The sequence below is a fragment of the Xenorhabdus entomophaga genome, assembly GCF_037996725.1.
Taxonomy (GTDB): Bacteria; Pseudomonadota; Gammaproteobacteria; order Enterobacterales; family Enterobacteriaceae; genus Xenorhabdus; species Xenorhabdus khoisanae.
This window is the reverse complement of sequence record NZ_JBBMXH010000085.1, coordinates 1-21,323: the sequence shown is the minus strand read 5'-3', so window position 1 is coordinate 21,323 and position 21,323 is coordinate 1. Positions and strand designations below refer to the sequence as shown.

The 21,323-nt window shown below is 46.1% G+C and carries 16 protein-coding genes and 1 CRISPR repeat array; of the genes, 3 read left to right on the top strand and 13 right to left on the bottom strand.

The window, feature by feature from the left end:
* Positions 1–188 precede the first annotated feature (188 nt).
* The 12 genes from AAC854_RS16335 to AAC854_RS16280 form a co-directional block, all read right to left on the bottom strand.
* The gene (locus AAC854_RS16335) at positions 189–1,310 is read right to left on the bottom strand and encodes a DUF4056 domain-containing protein (RefSeq protein ID WP_340618045.1); all 1,122 of its coding nucleotides are present in this window, start codon (positions 1,308–1,310) and stop codon (positions 189–191) included.
* A 14-nt stretch (positions 1,311–1,324) separates the two neighbouring features.
* Positions 1,325–2,476 (bottom strand): BamA/TamA family outer membrane protein, encoded by a 1,152-nt coding sequence (locus AAC854_RS16330; RefSeq protein WP_340618044.1) that lies wholly within the window; start codon positions 2,474–2,476, stop codon positions 1,325–1,327.
* Positions 2,476–3,450, bottom strand: a complete 975-nt coding sequence (locus tag AAC854_RS16325; RefSeq protein WP_340618043.1) for a hypothetical protein — start codon at positions 3,448–3,450, stop codon at positions 2,476–2,478. Before AAC854_RS16325 ends, AAC854_RS16330 begins: the two co-directional genes overlap by 1 nt.
* Before the next feature lie 641 nt (positions 3,451–4,091).
* Positions 4,092–4,547: direct repeats of the CRISPR family, unit length 26 nt; unit sequence TTCCCCGTGAGTACGGGGATAGACCG.
* Positions 4,548–4,560: 13 nt separating this feature from the next.
* Positions 4,561–5,031, bottom strand: coding sequence for a MarR family winged helix-turn-helix transcriptional regulator (locus AAC854_RS16320; RefSeq protein ID WP_340618042.1), 471 nt, complete (start codon positions 5,029–5,031; stop codon positions 4,561–4,563).
* Positions 5,032–5,123: 92 nt separating this feature from the next.
* The gene (locus tag AAC854_RS16315; RefSeq protein WP_340618041.1) at positions 5,124–5,879 is read right to left on the bottom strand and encodes a maleate cis-trans isomerase family protein; all 756 of its coding nucleotides are present in this window, start codon (positions 5,877–5,879) and stop codon (positions 5,124–5,126) included.
* Positions 5,876–6,907: a carbon-nitrogen hydrolase family protein gene (locus AAC854_RS16310; RefSeq protein ID WP_340618040.1), complete on the bottom strand. Its 1,032-nt coding sequence runs from the start codon at positions 6,905–6,907 to the stop codon at positions 5,876–5,878. Before AAC854_RS16310 ends, AAC854_RS16315 begins: the two co-directional genes overlap by 4 nt.
* Positions 6,908–6,930: 23 nt before the next feature.
* Positions 6,931–7,842: a fumarylacetoacetate hydrolase family protein gene (locus AAC854_RS16305; RefSeq protein WP_340618039.1), complete on the bottom strand. Its 912-nt coding sequence runs from the start codon at positions 7,840–7,842 to the stop codon at positions 6,931–6,933.
* A 6-nt stretch (positions 7,843–7,848) separates the two neighbouring features.
* Positions 7,849–8,988 (bottom strand): cupin domain-containing protein, encoded by a 1,140-nt coding sequence (locus AAC854_RS16300; protein WP_340618038.1) that lies wholly within the window; start codon positions 8,986–8,988, stop codon positions 7,849–7,851.
* 94 nt (positions 8,989–9,082) lie between these two features.
* Positions 9,083–11,413, bottom strand: coding sequence for a bifunctional salicylyl-CoA 5-hydroxylase/oxidoreductase (locus AAC854_RS16295; RefSeq protein ID WP_340618037.1), 2,331 nt, complete (start codon positions 11,411–11,413; stop codon positions 9,083–9,085).
* Between the two features lie 75 nt (positions 11,414–11,488).
* The gene (locus AAC854_RS16290; protein ID WP_340618036.1) at positions 11,489–11,908 is read right to left on the bottom strand and encodes an acyl-CoA thioesterase; all 420 of its coding nucleotides are present in this window, start codon (positions 11,906–11,908) and stop codon (positions 11,489–11,491) included.
* Between the two features lie 40 nt (positions 11,909–11,948).
* Positions 11,949–13,559: an indolepyruvate oxidoreductase subunit beta family protein gene (locus AAC854_RS16285; protein WP_340618035.1), complete on the bottom strand. Its 1,611-nt coding sequence runs from the start codon at positions 13,557–13,559 to the stop codon at positions 11,949–11,951.
* A gap of 13 nt (positions 13,560–13,572) precedes the next feature.
* Positions 13,573–15,765 (bottom strand): thiamine pyrophosphate-dependent enzyme, encoded by a 2,193-nt coding sequence (locus AAC854_RS16280; protein WP_340618034.1) that lies wholly within the window; start codon positions 15,763–15,765, stop codon positions 13,573–13,575.
* Positions 15,766–16,249: 484 nt separating this feature from the next.
* Between AAC854_RS16280 and AAC854_RS16275 the strand changes: the two genes are divergently transcribed.
* The 3 genes from AAC854_RS16275 to AAC854_RS16265 all read left to right on the top strand — a co-directional run bounded on the left by AAC854_RS16275 (position 16,250) and on the right by AAC854_RS16265 (position 18,964).
* Positions 16,250–17,227, top strand: a complete 978-nt coding sequence (locus AAC854_RS16275) for an AraC family transcriptional regulator (RefSeq protein ID WP_422824097.1) — start codon at positions 16,250–16,252, stop codon at positions 17,225–17,227.
* Positions 17,228–17,375: 148 nt separating this feature from the next.
* Positions 17,376–17,606: a hypothetical protein gene (locus AAC854_RS16270; RefSeq protein ID WP_340618032.1), complete on the top strand. Its 231-nt coding sequence runs from the start codon at positions 17,376–17,378 to the stop codon at positions 17,604–17,606.
* 83 nt (positions 17,607–17,689) lie between these two features.
* Positions 17,690–18,964: a VWA domain-containing protein gene (locus tag AAC854_RS16265; protein ID WP_340618031.1), complete on the top strand. Its 1,275-nt coding sequence runs from the start codon at positions 17,690–17,692 to the stop codon at positions 18,962–18,964.
* A 199-nt stretch (positions 18,965–19,163) separates the two neighbouring features.
* Here the strand turns inward: AAC854_RS16265 and AAC854_RS16260 are convergent, their stop codons facing one another.
* On the bottom strand, positions 19,164–20,942 hold the full coding sequence (locus AAC854_RS16260) for an ABC-F family ATP-binding cassette domain-containing protein (RefSeq protein WP_340618030.1): 1,779 nt from the start codon (positions 20,940–20,942) through the stop codon (positions 19,164–19,166).
* Positions 20,943–21,323: the final 381 nt, after the last annotated feature.

Genomic DNA, 21,323 nt, shown 5'->3' with positions numbered 1-21,323 from the left:
TCTTTGTATGCCAGGACTCTTTTTCGAAAATCTAAACTGTAACCCATTTCACTTTATGCCTTGTCATGTTGGATTTGGATATTATGACATATTAGTATGATTCTGCTATAATGTGCGAATAAGTATAAAACACATTATCTTCTAGGCACATTCCTCACGCGAGTTGAATAAAGCGATTTTATAACCGATCAATTAATCAACAACTGCCGTTTATCTTCACGTTGGGCATTCTCTGCCAGCATCTTAAACTCTTTCACTGTCCAATATTGTTTTGGGGCAGCTAAGTTTTTCATCTCATTGGTTGGCCATAACTGAAATTCAGCCAGTTTATCCAACGAAAAATGCTGATAGTGCTCTGGTAAAGAGAGACGTAACGCAAAGTTTTCTTTACCCAAAGGCATAAGTGGATAGCGATTATCGTGGGTATCATAATTGCGGTGCAGCACTAAAAATTTCTCAGGAACACGTTGATAACTGTTCCACCATAAGCCATCTACGCTATCAAACATCTCTTTTGTGCCTGACTTGGGATAAGCACCCAGTTCATGCAAGGTTGTCGGCAAGATACTTGCCATCGAGGTTGAAAACTGAGCCACAGAGGAAGCATGGCCTTCCAGAATCAGCGTGAGTGCCAGCCGTGCGCCTAACAGGTTCGAATAGAGATCTTCCGGGGAAAAAGCCGAAATACCCTCTGAAAATCCCGGAACGGATTGATAGCCATACCATTGCGCTATTTCATGCCAGGCTGCGAGTTGAAAAGCAAGTTTGGCAGCTAAATAGGCACTCAGAGTATAACGTTCAGCGGGATCTTCTGGCGGCGTAAAAGCAAAAAAGTGGATTTTACGCGCCGCAAGTTCATTATCCAGAGTTAATTCCCGTTCTTGTCCAAGATGGGCATAAATCTGGCTGAACAAATAGAGTGTATAGTCTGCGGTATCCCTGACATGGGAGATATCAATAAATCCGCCCTTGTGTGTATAGAGCAGGCCAACCTTTTCATTGCTTACACCTAACAACGCAGCACTGGCACCGATAACACTGTCATTGTAGTGATGCTCACCCAACTTTCCGGCTTCAACTATATTGTCGATATCGTAAAAAGGAATGGGGACATTCCACAGCTGGGCTTTAAGGTTATAACCAAAAACACAGCAGGCTCTCAAGCCTTCCGGTGGTTTAATTGGCGCTAATGCTGCCCAATCCTCCTGTGATTGTTCATCGGTATCGCTGATGAGAACCGGTTTCACAGGCTCAACAGGTTGGGGGTTACCTTGGCATGCTATCAGCAAGAAACTGAGGCACAATGTCATTAACAATCTCAAAATCAAAACGCTTCCCCAACCTGAAAGTAGAACCCTGTACTGCCCTTACCGACACCAAAATCTAATCTGACATTCATGCGTGGTTTAAACTCGAAACGATAACCAATACCCACGGAAGGCAGCCAGTGTCTGGTTCCTAATTTGGAAGGCGTATCTCCTAATGTCCCGGTGCCTATCCAGCCGACCACACCATGACGCCAGTCGAGCTTGTGCCTTAACTCCAGTTGTGTTGCGAAAATATTATTGTCACGATAACGACCTTCATAATATCCGCGCATTCGCTGACCATTGCCGAGCAGTGATAACTGATTCCACGGCACATCACCTGCGCTGAAACGGGCATAATTATCAAAAGCCAGCACGGTCTTCTCAGATAATTGATAATAGGTCGAAAACTGAAACTGTGTGGTATGGAAACGGTGATCGCCTCCCAACTCCGGGGAAAAATAGGTATAAATGATCTCAAACGCCTGCCCGTGCTGAGCATTGGGCAAAAAATCCCGTGTGTCATAACTGAAGTAGGCACTTACACCGGAACTTATCACAGAACGGCCACCAACGGACCGATCAAAATATCGTTTTGCACCGCTATCCGGATTACTGGCATTGACGGATGAGAAATGCCAGCCTAATCCCATATAAGTGGCGTCAGTGACGCGATAGAGAAAGCGGGGACGAATATCAAATTCCTGAGAATGGTATTTCTCTTTATTACCGTTATTTTTACCGGCGCTATAGCCTTTACCCCAATAATAAGTCGGGATGTTATTCAGCGTACCGGAAACAAATAACCGCCATTGGTCGCCGGCAAGAAAATTGTAATTGGTAAAATTCAGGCCAAATGCGCCGGTAGAGGAACCAAAACCGCTAAGCCCCAGTGAGGAAGTCTGGCTGATATGGTCTGAGCTATCAGGACGATACAAACCGACTACGGCAACACCAATCCCCATGCCCATTTCAGGAGTATAAAAAGGGCCGGGCAATACGCCCCAGTCAATTTTTTTGCGGGCATCAAAATGGTTGCTGCCCCCTAATTCGTTTAACCAACCATCAATTTTCTGCCGATCAGGCAAGATATCAGCGTGTGCCGATGAAACAGTAAAAGTAAGCAGGCTGGAAACAACCAGCCTTTTGAGTGTTACGAGATCAAACATTAAAAGCGAAACTCACCGGAAATAAAGAAACTGTTTCGGTTGCCGAAACCGACTTCTGACAGGATATTAAAATTACGGGTGATTTCAATGCGTGCACCAACGGTATTGTTCCATTTATGGGCAAGGTGTTGTTCGACGTCGAACTTCATGTCTGGATCGTCAAGAGCAGTAACAAGGTTACCAAAAACACCCGGTAAATTTAGATTATTAATGTTTCCCTTAAAGCGTTGAGTAATATCTTGGTACATTGCACCAGTCCAAATTTGGATTTTTGTATTACCCTGCCCTACAAATAATGGTTCAAAAGTAAATTCATAGCCAATTCTAGGGGTTACAACATAAGCTGATATGCCACCGTCTAAAATATCCAAGTTGGTACGAGTATAGTTTGCATCTAGTGTTGCAAAAAATTGGTTATAACCGCCAGCTAATGTTAGACCACCACCAAAAGTTTTCCCTTGGAAATCTAATTTAAAAGGTATGTCGTTAAATTTAAAAAAACCTAATTCAACACTCTCAATATTAGTTGCAGAGATGCCTTTTGTTTTTCCATATACGCCGTAAACATTTAAAAATGGTAGCACCCAACTATCTAATTTAAGTAGATGTGATTCATTTCGCTCACGAGTATGCCCTGCTTTTATTTTTAACGCTTCAGCAGTTAGAGGATTTTTAGGCATAATAAAACCGATTTTATCCACAACCACATTTTGCCGCATATTCATATAACTATAACTAGCACCAAACGGTTCAGGTAAATCGTAGCCTTTTGCTCGTGCAGCATCGCCCCAGATTGGCAGAATACGAGATTCAGATTTGGCAGAGTGGGATAAGCTACCATCACTATTCGTTTTCGCAACGCCAGATTCTGACATGGTCAATGAGAAAATTGGGCGGTCACTATCAGCATAGCTATACGAGGCTGCAAGACACAGAGTAGCGGCTAACAATTTGCTGGTGTTAGTTAAGTTCATAAGTAAACTCACTTCCTATTTTTGACAGTTAATTGTCTACAAAACAAACAATTGAGGATGGAAAGCCGCGTAGGTTATCATAGGTATTTTTGACAATCATTAACGAATTATGCTTGTAGGCGAAAAACCACACAATTCAGAGTTTTTGTTCGTTTTACCACCAAATTAAATGAGTTTTCTCCTCTTCATATCTTAATAAAACTAATCATTTAAGTTGATGACAATTCACAGTGTTAATTTTTTATTATCGGTATATTTAAGTTGATTAAAATAATATGAACTACAGAAAATTTTTTATTCCTGTTTATATACTGACTAAATCAAAATAAATCACCATGATGATATTATTGATAAATCTTCTCTGGTATGTAGTGATTTTATTTAATGAGTAGTTATTTTTATGTGTTTTTATATGTAAGGGGTCGGCGTTATCCCTGTAATTATGGGGAACATTCATTCGATGAGATCACAAAGACTCAATGAATGAATGTTTAAAAAATCGGGATGAAATTCGTTCAGATTTATAGAGAATTGGCAGGAAAAATAGCAGGATAAATTTGTCTATTTTATAGGCCATAAAAATGGTAGAATTTTACACCTCAAAAAAATAACATATAAAACAGATGGTTATATTTAGGGTATTCCCCGTGAGTACGGGGATAGACCGCGGGTGCTTTTGTCTTTCGCATAATGAGCAACAGTATTCCCCGTGAGTACGGGGATAGACCGTTGGGAAAGGCCAGATTAGGATGCGGACTGTTGTGTTCCCCGTGAGTACGGGGATAGACCGATATTCTGACGTCGGATGAGGCAATTATGGCGAGTGTTCCCCGTGAGTACGGGGATAGACCGAGGAGCGTTATCCACTATCAAGCAATGAACTAGTGTTCCCCGTGAGTACGGGGATAGACCGCTGGCAGGCCACATCATACGGTGGCGTTTGAACGTGTTCCCCGTGAGTACGGGGATAGACCGGTTCAAGGGAGAGAGGCATGAAACCCGGTATCGTGTTCCCCGTAAGTACGGGGATAAACCGCCGCAGCGCAAAGGAGCGACCAGCGGGAGTGAGTGTTCCCCGTGAGTACGGGGATAATCCACTGTTAGGACGGGTTACTTACCCAATTCCCCCAATGCCCTACGTATTGGCGTATGCCGCTTAATCAGCTCTTGCAATACCTCTTTCAATAACTGACTCTTGCCATTGCCCAATGGCTCCAGCACACTTTTTTCATGGGATTCTGCTTCAGACAGCAAGCCTTCTACCACTTGCAGACCTGACTCTGTCAAACGTACCAGGGTGACGCGGCGATCACCGCCACCGTTGGAAAAACGTGCTACGTACCCCTGCAATTCCAAGCGCTGCAAAACGCGGGTAATGGTCGGTTGTTTACTGACCGTTTTCTGGGCCAAAAGGCTGATGCCGACCGGGCCGCTTCCCGCCAACGTCGATAACACCCGCCATTCCAACACTGACAATCCCTGCGCTTCAACGGTATCATGAAATTCAGAGGAAACTAGCATCCATGCCTGCCCAAGCAAGGCAGGCAAGTAATTGTCAACAAACACTTTTGCATCTGGCATAAGTTGAACAACCCTTTTTATCTCAGGAGGTTTTTTGTTTTCCGATTCTAAAAGGTTCATCCATGAAAAACACGCCCACGACCGTGATTCAATCAATATTTTCCTGATAACAGTGAGCCAAATCTCGGAACGTATGTATCCAACCCAAGCTGTTTCAATATCATGTAGGTTGTCGCCACAGATGAGGAAATAACAGGCAATCCAATACGATCTTCGATCAGGGGCACCGAGGCCAGAGAAGGCATTTGTACGCAGGCAGAAGCCACCATCACATCCACATTGCTGTTGAGCCGTTTGGTAATTTCCAACGGGGCAAGGGGATCTTGTCGTCCGACATCAAGGTTATCGGGGATCTCCAATGAGATGCTATCGACAACTTCAATTCCCTCGTTCTCAATGTAATCAATCACCAATTGAGTCAATGGCTTCATGTAAGGCGTCAATATTGAGATCCGTTTCGCTCCCAAAGCATGTAATCCATCCACCAGCGCCCCTGCACTGGTCACAACCGGAGCCGGATAACCGTTCTCTAATGTCCGCAAGTGAAGGCGTTTTTCAGAGATTCGGTGATATCCTTTGCCCATGCTCATAATCGCCACCAAACAGGCATATCCCAACACATCCACCGCAGCATCCGATAATTCAAGCGCACAGCGATCGCTATCCGCATCCATTGCCTCCAGTTCTTCTTTCGTGACGTTTTTCATTCTCATGCGACTGGCATGAAAGGTAAAACGCTCGGGGCTAACCGTTTCACGAGTACGCAGAATAGCCGGAATTTCCGTTTCCATTGTCGTATTTGAAGAAGGCACAATCTGTCCTACCCGAAAATAACGCTTCCCGTTCATGGCAGGTTCTCCTGTGAGGGATCAGCCCTATCGGCACAGGTATTCAGATCAATCTGCTCCGAAGGTAAATCTGTAAACTGGATCGGATTTATCGGTCGGCGATTTACTTTGAGATCGAAAATATCAAAACGGTTGTAATGCCCCGTTATATCATGCATCTGACGAGGCTGAATGCAGCGATTCAGATCGATATCTGCATAGACAATCCCTTCTTCATCAATCAGGGAATCACCCATCACGCGGCCATCAGGCCCGATAATTCCCGTAAACGCACTATTAGAACGAGCCAACAGTTCTTCGGCTTCAGGATGAGTGGCGGTCATCGCTTTTACGATTTCTTGTGAGATAGTGGAACAAGAAACGATGGTAAAAACTTTCCCTTCAAAGCAATGGGCTGCCGCCCGTAAGCGGATCGCCTCAGCCATGTCATAATCCGCAGGTGCAACAGGCAGGGCAATATAGCTGGCAACGTGTACCAACTCTCCCTGAGACAATAAAGCAAAACGCGCCAATGTGTTGGTGTTCTCTCCGCAAGCCAGCGCACCTAATGGGCCAATGCGGGTATCATGCACTTTTAGCGAAGAAGCGTCCCCGTTCGCCCACGTGAGTTTCTCTGCCCATGTCGGCACCAGTTTCCGATGTCGTCCCAGAATGCGGCCTTCGTCAGAAATAGTCACCAACGTGTTATAGAGCGTCGCGATACCATTCGGGCTACGCTCATTCACGCCGACCACAACATTGATGTGATGGCGTGCCGCAGCCAGTGCGATTTTATGGATCTCCGGCCCCGGCACTTCAATGGCAGATTTGCACAGTTTTTCAAACCACGGGCTACCCTGAACAGGGTTCATAACCCAGTTCCAATAGGGATAACCCGAAACAAATACCTCAGGAAAAGCCACCAGACCAGCACCATTGTCGGCTGCTTCACGGATCAGCCGACAAACAAGCTCAACCGTCGCTTCCGTATCCAGAAAGATGGGTGCAGCCTGTACCGCAGCCGCTTTGAACTTAGGGAGATTCAGCATATCAGGCTCCTGTATTTCCGTTCTTACACGGCGATAACGGAATGACGCAAATCACCAATCTTTTCAAGATGTGCTTCAACAACATCCCCCGGCCATAGCCACTCTTGTGGATTACGCCCTGCTCCGACGCCTTCCGGGGTTCCCGTAGCGATAATATCCCCCGGTTCCAATGTGATGCCCTTGCTGATATCTGCAATCAGGGTGTTAACCTTGAATAACATATGGCGTGTATTGGAATCCTGTTTGGTGACTCCGTTAACTTTTAGGTTAAGCGCAAGATCTTGGGGGTCGGGAATTTCATCCGCAGTGACAATGCAGGGGCCGAAAGGTGCATAAGTATCTTGCCCTTTAGAATAAATCCATTGTCCGGCACGACGGCAATCACGGGCACTCATATCGATCATCAAGCTATAGCCGAATACATATTTCAGCGCTTCAGCTTCTGATACCCCCTTGGCGCGTGTCCCGATAATCACGGCCAGTTCCACTTCCCAATCCAATTGTTGGGTAATTTCACTGTTATGTTCAATTGCATCACCCGGGCCAATCACCGTGGTTGGTGGCTTCGAGAAAATGACGGGCTCTTTTGGCAGATCTTTTGCCGTATCCAGAGTCCGGCTGGATTCAGCTACATGCTCAACATAATTCAGGCCAATACCAAAGATGTTCTTACGTGGACGGGGGATCGGCGCCAGTATTTTCACATTCTGCAATGGCAGGGCCACTCCCACTGGCCATAAACCTTTAAATGAATCCAGCAACGCCGTTGCACTGCTCACGGCCAAGGGTCCCAAGTCGATAAAATCCAGCATATTATCCGGCAATATGTTATCCACACAGGCTGCTAACTTTGCTAAATCCACCACATGGTCATCCACAATTGCCCCTAATCGTGTGGCAGCCGTCACTTCAGTACGGTAAGTGATTAAACGCATCTTGATTTATCCTCCCACCCGTTGGTGCCCGTCGTTATCAAGCAGGGCTTCTTCATAATACAAGTGCAATACCTGTATGACCGGCAGATCACTGAAACAGAACAAGCAGGCATCTTCTGTTTGTGAGCTATTCACATGTTCATGGAATGCCCATGAAGGAACGCAGAAAATATCCCGCTCCTGCCAATCAAACCGCTGGCCGTCAATCACGGAATAACCCTGTCCTTTCGCTACCTGATAGATGAAACTGCCGGTATGCCGGTGCGCTTTGCCAACGAAACCCGGCCTTAACAACTGCATACTGGCACCGAGAGTCGGCATAACATGCCCCCCTGTCAGCGGATTGGTGTAGTGCATCAGAATGTCATCAAAAGGTGAGCCTTCTGCAACACGGGCATAACGTTGCAAGGCCTCATAAGTTGCTCCCCATTGATACCTGAACAGCGGAGAATATGGCTTATTCCAGCCGACATTTTGGGGACGCAGGGCGGGTGCGCCCCAAAGCCCAACAGAGGAATCCAGCGGTTCAGTCACAGCCTGACGTAAGTCAGGGTGTACCTTATAAAAACCCGCTTCCAGCACATTGACCAGCGGCATATCCAGACCGTCCTGCCATATACACTGTGAACCATCAGAATCAACGCCGTGTTCATGCCATGTCCCAGTGGGGGTTAAGACGAAATCATTCGCTTCCAGCAACATTTTCTGCCCATCGACAATGGTATAAGCGCCGTGTCCTTCCATGATGAAACGCAGGGCGGAAGAAGAGTGGGCATGGGCCGATGCAGCTTCTCCCGGTCGCATGGTCTGAAGGCCGGAATAGAGCAACCCCACTGCGGCAGATAAACCCGACTTTTCAGAGTTGTTCAGATAAACCACACGACGCCCTGCTTTTTCCGGTGTGACCAGATCAGCGGATTTAAGGACGAGTTCACGCAGATCACGATAGCGCCAAAGTACCGGAACCGACGCTGATTTCGGTTGCCACGGTTCAATTTTATTGGCGATTGTCCAGAGTGCACCTGTCCTGTACTTTTCCAATTCCTTGTAATACGCCAACAGTTCAGGACTATCAGCGACATTAGCACGGCCAGCAATATCTTCCCGATATCGATCGTGGGGTTGAATATTTTCTTTTTGAGACATGGGATATCTCCTTTACGGATACAGTCGAAAGTGACTGCAATTTGAAATCTATTGGGTATTTCCCTGAGTTAATTGGCGCTCCAATGGCCCTTTGCTATAACTTGCTCTTTGCTATAAATTGCTCTTTGCCGTAAAGATAGGGTTTCGGCCAATCAATATTCCAGCCGTATCTGACGCATTCATGTAGCAGCCAGGCAGCATTGGATAAGAATGGGCGTGATAAGGCACAGAGATCGGCGCGACCAGAAGCAATAATGCCGTTGATTTGATCTGCATCTGTAATCGCCCCGACAGCAATAACCGGCACTTTGCCCTCATTACGAAGGCGATCAGCCATTGGGGTCTGGTACATTCTCCCGTAAATAGGTCGCTGTTCAGCGGAAACTTCACCCGTGGAGCAATCCACCATATCCACCCCCGCCTCACGAAAATATTGAGCAATGACCACCGCTTCATCAACACTCGTTCCTCCCTCAACCCAATCGGTGGCAGAGATACGCACAGATATCGGTAATTCAGCAGGCCAGATCTCACGCACCGCCTTAAAAACAGCCAACGGGAAACGCAGCCGGTTTTCCAGTGTACTCCCATATTCATCATCACGCTGATTAGTGAGCGGTGAAATAAAGCTGGAGAGCAAATAACCATGAGCAGCCTGAATTTCCAGCCAGTCAAAACCCGCATCGATGGCACGGCGCGTCGCCGCGACAAACTGGTCAATGATTTCACTCATCTGCGCTTTGGTGATAGCGGCAGGCACTTGTGAAATGCCGGTAAGGTAAGGGATGGCTGATGCCGAAACCAAGGGCCAGTTGCCCTCCGGCAGGGGATGATCGGATTGTTCCCATCCCAGTTGCGTTGATCCCCGGCGTCCTGCATGGCCCAGTTGGATTCCTATCAGCGTATCTGTGTTCTGATGGACAAAATCAGTGATCGTCTTCCATGCCTGTACCTGTTGTTCATTCCACAACCCTGTGCAAGCGGGCGTCACCCGCGCCTGTGGGGAAATTGCTGTCATTTCAGCGATCACCAAACCCGCTCCCCCCAATGCCCTGCTACCCAGATGAATCTGATGGAATTGTCCCGGCACACCATCCACTGCGCTATACAGCAACGTAGGAGAAACGACGACACGATTTTTCAGGGTCACACCCCGTACTTTATAAGGTGTCAGCAACGGCGGGACTAAGGGAAATTCGTGATTAAGCTGTCGGGTAAACCAACGTTCATAATTCTCCAACCATGCTTTATCCCTTAATCGCAGGTTTTCATGGGAAATACGTTGTGAACGGGTCAATAATGAATAAGCAAATTGTTCAGGTGGCAGGCTTTTATAACGCGCCACATTCTCGAACCATTCCGTTGAGTTGCGCGCTGCGTTCTGGATTTTCAGCACTTCCACATTGCGTACTTTCTGATAACGTGACAAACCCGCAGGTAAATTCCCTTGATAGGCTTTCAGGCTGTTCGCCAGTTCAATCGCATCTTCCAGTGCCAATTTCGTACCGGAACCAATGGAGAAATGGGCTGTATGGGCCGCATCCCCCATTAACACGATCGGGATATGTTTGCCGCTGTTCTCCTCTGGTTTGATCCAATGTACCCAATGCGTACAAATAACCCGGGGGAAGCGTATCCAAACGGCCGCCCCACGCAAATGTGCCGCATTAGAGATTAATTCATGCCCATCCAACCACTGCGCGAATATCTTTTCACAGTATGCGATGCCCTCTTCCTGTGACATTTTGTCGATGCCCGCAGCCAACCACGCTTCTTCCGTCGTCTCCACAATAAAAGTCGATAGTCCTTCCTGAAATTGATAAGCGTGAACCTGAAACCAACCATGTTCTGTTTCGACAAACAGAAACGTAAAAGCATCAAATATCTTTCGGGTTCCCAGCCAGACAAAACGGCAATGGCGTTGATCGATATCCGGCACAAACACTTCCGCATAACGGGAACGGAGCTGACTATTGATCCCATCAGAAGCAATCAGTAAATCAGCTTGATATTGGCGGGCGATTGCCTGTTCATCTTCAACCTGAGTTTCGAACACTAATTCGACGCCTAATTCCTGACAGCGATCCTGTAGAATATTCAGTAACCTTTTACGGCCAATGCCAATAAATCCATGGCCGCCACTGCGGTTTAGTGTTCCTTTGAAGTAGATATCAATATCGTCCCAACGACAGAATTCCCCGCCAATCGTTCTGGCTGAAACGGGATCTGCCATATTCAGGTTTTCCAGCGTTGCATCCGAAAACACAACGCCCCAGCCAAAAGTGTCATACGGGCGATTACGCTCGATCACCACGACACGATTATCAGGATTTTGCAGCTTCATCAGCAGGCCGAAATACAATCCTGCCGGGCCACCGCCAATGCAGACTATATTTATGCTTTCGTTTATAGCTTTTATGCTCATGCTTCCTCTCCTGTCACACAATGCCTGTCACGCTATGATTCACCTACGCGACGGCCCGGTTAGGATATAAATTGGTTAAGGCATCTGCTCAGTTAACGCATAATAAAGCTCATCAGGTATGGGGATGGCCTCGTGGGTATCCAGTGAAGTCGTGACGTAAGTCTGAGTCACACTCATCCTCAATTCTCCGCCTTTGCTGATACAACGTTGCAGCAACTTCAATGATCTTTTGCCGATTTTCTCAACATTTAATTCCAGCCAAACCTGATCCCCTATTCTGCTGACAGCTTTAAATTCCGCCTCTAAATGAACCGTTGGCAGGCCAAAGCGATATTTAGCAATATAATTGGCATACCCCATTGAGGTTAATTCATCGAACCAATCTTCCAGCAAGTTGTTGAACATCACGAAATACTGAGGATAAAAGACGATTCCCGCAGGGTCACATTCAGCAAACCGAATCTTATGCGGTTGTACAAATCTGAGCAGGCTCATTGCAAATTCCTCCTTAATACCGTTGTTTCAATGTATTGCTTTAATATAAAGAGAGTCGCCGTTGGCATTCGCGTAATCGGTTGCCATGTTCATCCGCCAGCGCGGCTTCACGCAGTTGCCGCAAACTGGCAGGAGACAGGTGATTCAGGTGATGATCAACAATGTCCATCAGGGTTTGGAAATTGCGCAGTCCACGGATGTGGGTATCACCATATCCTTTGATTAATCGCTGACATTGTGCAATTTCCAAAGCCAGCCCCGGATCACGTTTTGCTGTTACCACTATTCGCTGTAACCAGCTTTCAATCCGTTTTGTTTCATGCTGAAAACGCAGAGTATGGCGACGCATTCGACGCCAGTTCGCCAACGTATAAAACAGCAGGTATCCCCAAATTGAACTCGTGGTAATCACACGGCCACGACTGAGTAATTTCGCCAGCATTCGCTTAACGAAACGGGAATGAGACAGCCAGCGACCAACACTGGCAGGTAAGGTATCGCATACTTCTTCCACTCTGGGATGCAGAAATTCATTGATCTCAACCAGTTGATCGTCACGTGCCTTTACGTCCTGACGAACCCGTTTGAATCGACTGGCACGGATCTTAAGATCGGCCACCCGAATGGTATCTTCATAAGCCATCCACAGCGCCAGATGACGGGCGGTTTCGTGCAATAATTGCTCATCATGCCTGACTGCCTGATTGATCAAATGCTGCAACCGATCGAGATACAAACTGGCATAAGCCGGATCCTGATAATCGATTAAACGTCTGATCCCTTCGATAGCAATATCATGAATACAAGACGGCAATTCTTGCTGAATACGCAGCAAGAGGTTACTCACGCTACTATTTTGTGTAGAAGCGTATTGTGTAGAAGCGTATTGTGTAGAAACATGTTGTGTAGAAACCTGTTGGTCAGACAGGTTGTGTTTAAAAACGTGCTGACAGGAAAAACGCATTTTTTTCCGAATACCGGGACTTGATGCCTCTGACTGTACCCGACTCATTCCTAATCTAAAGGCTTGTAGGCTCGGTTTTACTCCCACTCCCCCCTTGATGATCGTCTCCTCAAACTGGATGCGATTAAACGGCAGGATTTCCGTACCACAGAGTGCGCCAAATAACACTGCACTGATTACGCTGCCGCTCTTCTCAGCCATCAGCGCCATATCAAAATGAATAAAACGCAAAGCTGCCTGGTGGGATTGCTGGATCAACACTCCGCTATCCACACGTCCATCCCCCATCGCTGATTTTTCCTCTATTGAGTACACCCGATGGTTTGACGCGATCAACGTCGTGCGATCCGGCGTCACAAAACCGCGTTGAACCGCACGTGTGGCTTCCATCAATTCAGAAGCCAGCACGATATCCACATCACCCGCCGTTGGCATCAGCGCCAGTACGGGAGCCGATATGTCCGGATCATCCGCACCGGGAAACAGTTCGACATAGTAGATCGTTGCCCCGGTTCGCTGTGCTACGCCGGGTACTGAAGTTGTCTGAGCAAAATAGCCGTTTTCTTCGCCCAAATTGACGATCCAATCAGCCAGTACGCCTCCCCCTTCTCCTCCCATCGCCAGGATCGCAATTTTGATCGGTTGAGCAAGTGGTACTTGATTAGATGAACCAGTGGATAATTTCATCAACATAATCCCCCTAAAAATCATATTGCTTACGGCGTTTAGCATCACGGCGCTGCAAATAACCGATGATCCCTTTGCGGATACGATGAACCAGCCGCTCCCAGCGATTGGGATTGATAATGATCCGAGCCTTGAAGAAGGAGGGACACAACACCGCCGCGTGGGAAACCTCACCGCACAACCCGCAACCCACACAACTATTCAAAACCGTCGCCACCGGATCGGTGCGCAGCGGGTCTGGATTCGGTTTAACCGATAAGGAAGGACAGCCGGATAAACGGATGCAGGAGTGATCGCCGGTACAAGTATCAGGATCAATACCAAAACGCTCCCGGACGATCCTTTTTCCCGCAGCAAGCGCACACTTAACCTTTTTTTTCTCGCGGCGCTGCTTATTCAACATGCACTCACTCTGTGCAATCACGACTTTTGGCCCTTTTTCGCCTGTTGTCAGGGCATCACGCAAGGTATGAATCATGGTTTTAAGATCATAAGTACGCTTGATCGTGCGCACCCATTTCACACCAACACCTTTGACGGCATTTTCAATTTCGTGGCCTGTACTGCGGATGGGGTTCAGTGCGGTTGAGGACAGAATGTCCTGTCCACCCGTCGCGGAGGTGTAGCTGTTGTCGACAATAATGGTGAGATTGTCACTGCGGTTAAAAACACTATTGGCAATGCCACTCGTCAGGCCGTTGTGCCAAAAGCCACCGTCCCCCATCACCGAAACCACCCGTTTATGCTTTACTGGCGTATTCAGCGCTGCTGCGCTTGCTGCCCCCAATCCATAGCCCATCGTGGTATTGCCCAGATTAAAAGGAGGCAGAATGGCAAACAGGTGGCAACCAATATCCGCACTGACATGATGTGGCCCCAATTCCCGCTCTATCAGCTTCATCGCCGTAAAAATCGGGCGTTCCGGGCAGCCCGTGCAAAATCCGGGGGGACGGGCATGAACGGCATTTTCCAGTGCATCTTCCGATACCGCATCTGTGCCATCAGGCTCATCATCAACCGATAAATTAACAGCAGGAATACGCACCTGACAGGCCGCCACCGGAACTTCGGTTTCAATCTTGTCGTAACGTTCAAAGAAAGCCCGAAGCCCCGCCAGCACCGTCGCCGTGTTGTATTCTCCCGCCATTGGCAACAAGTCTTTGCCATGCAGCCGGGTAGTTATGTCATGCTGACACAAAATATTAGCAACATTCTGCTCCACAAAATTGGGCTGACCTTCTTCCAGCACCAAAATCGCCTGCTTACCGTGACAAAAGCGCTCAAACTCTTCATCGATCAGCGGATAAGCCACATTCATCACATACAGCGGGATTTGGCTCTTTCCGAAAACATCTGCCAGCCCCAGTAAGTTCAGGGCACGGATCACGGTGTTATAGCATCCGCCTTGCAGAACAAGGCCAATATCCTGAGCATCTTCGGCAAAAAACTCATTCAATCCGTGCTGTTGAATAAAACGCACCGCAGCAGGCCAGCGATCCTGTACTTTCTCTTTCTCATGCAAAAAACTGGCGGGAGGCAGAACAATGCGGCTGAGATCACGCGTCGGGTTTTCCAGTGCATCTTTGATCATAAAAGCCGGCGTGCGATTGTCTTCACAGACAAACCGGCCATGTATATGACAAGCACGAATGCGCATCTGCAACATCACTGGCGTATGGCTGGCTTCCGACAATGCAAACCCCATCTTCACAGCCTGCACAATTGAGGGGAGATTAGGGCGCGGATCGAGCAGCCAGAGTTGAGATTTCATCGCAAAAGCATGGCTGCGCTCCTGCATGATAGAGGAACCCTCACCATAATCTTCCCCGACAATAATCAACGCACCGCCAAGTACACCACCCGATGCCAAATTCGCCAGCGCATCCGAGGCAACATTAGTGCCAACAGTGGCCTTAAACGTAACCGCCCCACGCATTGGATAATTAACGGAGGCCGCGAGGGTCGCAGCCGCAGTGGCTTCACTGGCACTGTTTTCAAAACGAATGCCATACTCAGACAGAATATCCTGCGCATCTGCCAGTACATCCATCAGGTGGGAAATCGGCGCTCCCTGATAGCCGGCCACATAGGCAACACCCGACTCCAATAGTGCTTTTGTCACGGCAAGTATGCCTTCGCCGCTGAAAACTTCGCCCTGTCCCAGACGTAATTTTTTCACTTCTCCGACAAATGATCGCTCAGCCATACTCACCTCACATATTCACCTCATTGTGTTTTTCTGCCTTACGTCTTTTCGCTATGCCTTCTATGTAATTCGGATGTCAGTTAATGGTCAATACATGATTTGTCATGTATTTATGATTTATGCAGTGTTTGGATAAAGCCCGCAGCAAGCGGACAAATTATCAATAAAAACAGGCAGGAGCAGGGAGAATCTGAGGACAACTATCATCATCGATAATAAATAGTGCCTTTCATAAATACATTCACAATCATATATATTTCATTTAGATCAGATGTGGATACTGTTAGTAGAAAACAGGATAAACACAATACCTAAACAGAGAATAAACACATCACCAGAAGGATATTTCACACAATCATAATAATCATGTTATTGACTGGAGGTATCTGAAATGACGGGCAGCTCGTGGCCTCACGGTTATTCTGAATCTAAAAGCGCTGAATCAAGATATACAGATTCAAAATGCTCAGATCCCAAATATGCTGTGTCAAAAATTGGGGCACACCTCAATTCTCCAAAACATTTGCTTTTTTCATCTAATGATCTTGATGAAGTCAAATCTATGGTTGGAAGAGTTATGCAGCCCCATCAGTTGAAGATACTGGGCCACAGCCAAAAGCTGAATGCCAGAATGCACTACATTCCACTCGGGGATCTCTCTATAAGCCGGCTGCGTTACAGTGCCAACGTTGAGATCAATCCGGGAGAACTGGACAGCTTCTTTCTTGTCCAGATGCCGCTGGCGGGTTGTGCCTGCATTGAAAGTGGCGAACAACACCTTGATTCAACACCGAATATTGCTTCCGTTCTCAGCCCCAACCAACAGACTTCCATGCGCTGGAGTACTGACAACGACCAGTTTATGGTCAGGATTTCCCGCTCTCTGCTGGAGAGAACCCTTGTCGGGCAATTGGGGCATCCACTGGATCAACCGCTGATATTTGAACTGGGTTTTGAATGGCAACGCTGTCAGGCATGGCGTTGTCTGATGCCTTATCTTCTGGAATGTACCACCCAAGTGCCCGATATTTTGCAACACAAACTGATTACCAGCCAAATCGAGCAATTGCTTTCCGTGACATTGCTATCCACACATCAACATAATTACAGTGAATCTTCGGCAAATCGTCGGTGTACTATTCGTCCACGACATGTACGTAAGGTACAGGAATATTTACAGGCTCATGCCCACGAACCCATTACGGTAGAACAGCTCGCCCAAATAGCCGGAGTCAGCCTGCGCAGCCTCTACTCCGGTTTCAAAGAATTTCTGGACATCAGCCCGATGCAGTATTTACGCAATCTGCGTATGGAGCATGTCCGCACGGAACTACTGGCAGGAGAGGCCACCAGCGTTACGGGAACTGCCCTGCGTTGGGGATTCGCCCATATGGGACGCTTCAGCGCGGAATATAAAGCCCGCTATGGTGAAACACCGAGTGAAAGCCTGAAACGTGAGTGACTGATAACAAAATGGCATTCCAGCCTGTGGCTATCCTCACCAATCATTAACATGAGTTGAATATCCGAACTATACCCAATGGATTTCAAGATGCGTCGCGGCGGCAAGGGAATGAATCCCCGGGAGCATAGATAACTATGTGACCGGGGTGTTAGCTAAGGAAAGTATGAAAAACAATAAAGAAGAAGGCAGTTCTAATATTTGGATAGAAAAAAACAAAAATGATTATATTTATTATGATCCTAAATTAGATGAATCAAAAATCACAAACGCCCTTATTTCCCAGGATAATTCTTGGGTTAAATACCCTAATGGTGGAATGGAATATAATACAGACTCAGCCGGGTACAGGCCGATATTTAATATCCCCAACAAATAAATACCACAATAAAACAAAAACCATTAACATAGTAAAAAAACACTGCTGGAAACATTGACTACATATTTAAAAGGATATCAGGTATGAATCTTCAGGCAGGACAAAATATCGTTTTATCTCAAACCTCTCTTCGACTCACTCTCTCTTACCCGGCAATGCCTTCTTTTCGTAGTGAAGTAGACGCCTCTGCTTTTCTATTAAATGCCAATGGAAAAGTCAGGGGAGATAGTGACTTCTATTTTTACAATAATCGGGCAGCCGCAGATAACAGTCTGCTTTTAGACACATCTCACCAAAACAGCATTATCACTGTAGACCTGACAAAAATAGCGGCCGATGTGAATAAAATTGCTATTACATTGGTGATCGACGGCCCGGATTCTGTCGCCAATCTTCAGCAGCTGAAATTTGAAGCGCAATGTTTTCAGGCACGATGTTCTGAAGCAAAAAGTATTGCAGACTTCACCATTTCAACGGCGGGCAGAACGGAAAAAGCCATGATTATTGCAGAGATTTATCGGCATTCCGGCAACTGGAAGCTCAGGGCTCTCGGGCAGGGTTTCAATGGCGGTCTGGAGCCTCTGGCAGTGAATTTTGGTGTGGATGTAGAACCCTCTGCGCCTTCAACGCCTCCGCCTAGCCCAACTATCAGCCTTGAGAAAAAGTTACAGGATAAAGCGCCGCGCCTTGTAAACCTTGCCAAGAATGCCACTGTCAGCCTGAATAAGCACAAGCTGCAATCGGTCAAGGCACGTGTTGCTTTTGTTCTTGATGCGTCAGGATCAATGCACTCTGAATTCAAAAAGGGGCATGTACAGGCGGTTCTGGATCGTATTGCGGTGCTGGCGGTGCAGTTTGATGATGATGGCTCGATGGATGTCTGGGGATTTGCTTCGAAACACAAGAAATATCAGGACGTCACCCTTGATAATCTTGATGACTATATTCATACCATACAGACCGCGATAAAAGGTTCCAGATGGGAAATCCTTCCCGGCCTCGGCGGTACAAACAATGAACCGCCAGTTATGGAAGAGGTTATCGACTTCTTTAAAGACAGTGACCTGCCTGTCTATGTCGTATTTATTACGGATGGTGGGATCAGTAAAACCCGTCAAATTAAGGGTGCCATTCGACGTTCAGCGAATTATCCGATTTTTTGGAAGTTTGTTGGTTTGGGGGGTTCCAGTTACGGGATACTGAAAGATCTCGATAACTTTACCGATCGTCGTCTGGATAATACCCATTTCTTCGAGATCGACAATTTTGCAACCGTAAAAGAAGATGTGCTGTACGATCTGTTGTTGGAAGAGTTCAGAGACTGGTACGACGCCGCTATTGCTGAACGGATTCTGTAGTTACAGCTATCAGCGCCCCAAATTTTAGGGGCGCCTGGTTTATTTATATTGATCATGCAGGAAACGGTAAAAACCCGGGTTAATAGTGGAGTCGAGCTTCTGTAGAAAGGTTGCCACCAAGATTCAGATAGAAACGCAGAGTTTTGTATCAATCTGACGGCAAGTATCCTTAATATCCCACAAGACTAACCTCATGAATTTATTCCAATACTCCATAAAGCCGCTCAATTTCCTTTCTCCATATTTCCTGATTTTTCGGCTTCTGATGCTTCGGTTTCCGTGCCAAATCCTCAGCCAGATTTTTCTCTAATACGACAATGCGTTGAAGAATATTCTCTTCATTCGCTAATATTTCCGGTTCATCGTGAGTGTTTTCCTTATCCTTAACGACTACATCTTTTTGACAGGAAATGACCTTTTCATTCAGAAACTGATAATATCCATTACTGGACGTGACTTCTTCCAGTTTGCCATTTTTTATCAGCAAAAAGCGGTTGGCAACGTTATCGATAAATGTCCGATCGTGCGAGGTAATTAATATTGTCATCTCGTTATTAATTAACTCACTTTCCAATTCCATTTTGCCGAAAATATCCAAGTGGTTGGTGGGTTCATCGAGAATCAAGAAATTGTGTTTATTTAATTTCAATATTAAAAACATCAGCCTGGAACGTTCGCCACCACTCAATCTGCCCACTAATTTATTAAAATCCGCATATTCAAATCCTGTCGCAATCAATTGTTGTTTACAGGTAATATCATCAATATTCGGTGCATTATTTTTTACCGCATCAAATATCGATTCATTCAATGGGATTTTTTCCAATTCCTGATCGAGATAGCCCATATTACACTGCGGTGATAAGGTCATATTTTCGGTATCATAAGCCGGATTTTCCAACCCGCCATCATGTACACTTCTCGCCTTTTTATAAGCTTCAACCAGAGAATGAATCAGGGTGGATTTCCCCACGCCGTTATCACCTAACAGCGCGATTCTGTCTCCCGGACGAATATACAAGCCATTGATGGAAAATAACGGATTAAACTCTTCATTTTTTCGATAGCCAATCCACTGTTCCCCAATTTGCAGCATATGTTTGGATTTGATCATATCGGCATCCAGCGATAATCGATAAGTTTCCCCTTCGGTTATTTTCGTTTTGCCTTGTTCAAGTTTTTCAACCCGTTTCTCCATCGATTTGGCTTTTCTGATAAATTTTGGGTTATCGTAAATTTTTCCCCACTGCGCCAAACGCTTTGCACTTTCCTGTATGCGGCGAATATTCTTTTCTTCTGCTTTCAAACGCAAAGCATCCGCTTCATCTCTTTCCTGTAAAGCAGAAAGTGCCTGACTAAACGGCAGGGAAAAAGCAGCTAGCTGTTGATCACGCAAAAAAATCGTCTGGTTAGTAACGTTATCCAAAAAGTTTCGGTCGTGGGAAACAATAATAAAGGCGCTTTTCAGGCTGTTATTAAAGAAGTCCTCGAAGAATTTCAAGGTATTTGAGTCCAGATGGTTACTGGGTTCGTCAAATAAAATAATATCCGGTTCCACAACCGCACTCATGGCAAACATCAGTTTCGTCTTTTGCCCACCACTGAGATCAGCCACTTTAGTCGTAAAATCAGCATCCTGAAAACCAAAATCATACAGCATGGATACCGCTTTATAGTCACCATATTCATCAACTTGTTTGACTTTTTGAGAAATAGACTCAAGTAAGGTCATTTCAAGTAATGCCTCATCGATAAACTGAGAAACCATTTCCATCCTCAACCCATTGGCATATTCGATGATCCCCTCATCCGGTTTTTCAGTGCCCGCCAATAGCTTAAGTAAATGCGTTTTTCCCGTACCGTTATAACCAACTAATGCAATCCTGTCGTTCTCTTTGATGGTTATGGAGAGATTGTTAAATAATGGCTTTGCATTAATGCTAAATTTGACCTTATTACAATGAATCAGCGTTGACATTTATTATGTCCCCATCGTAAAAATCTTCATTAATTTTAGAGTGATGCTTTTTAAAGCAAAATTTATATAGTTAAAGAAAAATTAGGTCAAGCTATTATTTGCTAATAGGAAAAATAGTAACGATACTTTAAGTACCTAAGTATGATTATTGGGATTGTTAATTAACGGATAAAAATAAACGCCACTCATATTAATGAGCAGCGTTCTTATTTCTTTCCAGATTATTTTGTCACCCTATATGAATGGGTATTTTTAGGGCTGTTGACATTTAGTATTGCTGGATTAACGCAATAAGTGCAACATGCGACCGGTATAGGCTTCCATTGGCGTCAGCCCATTTAAAATCTTTCTTGGTGTCATATTCAGCCTCAATTCCATATC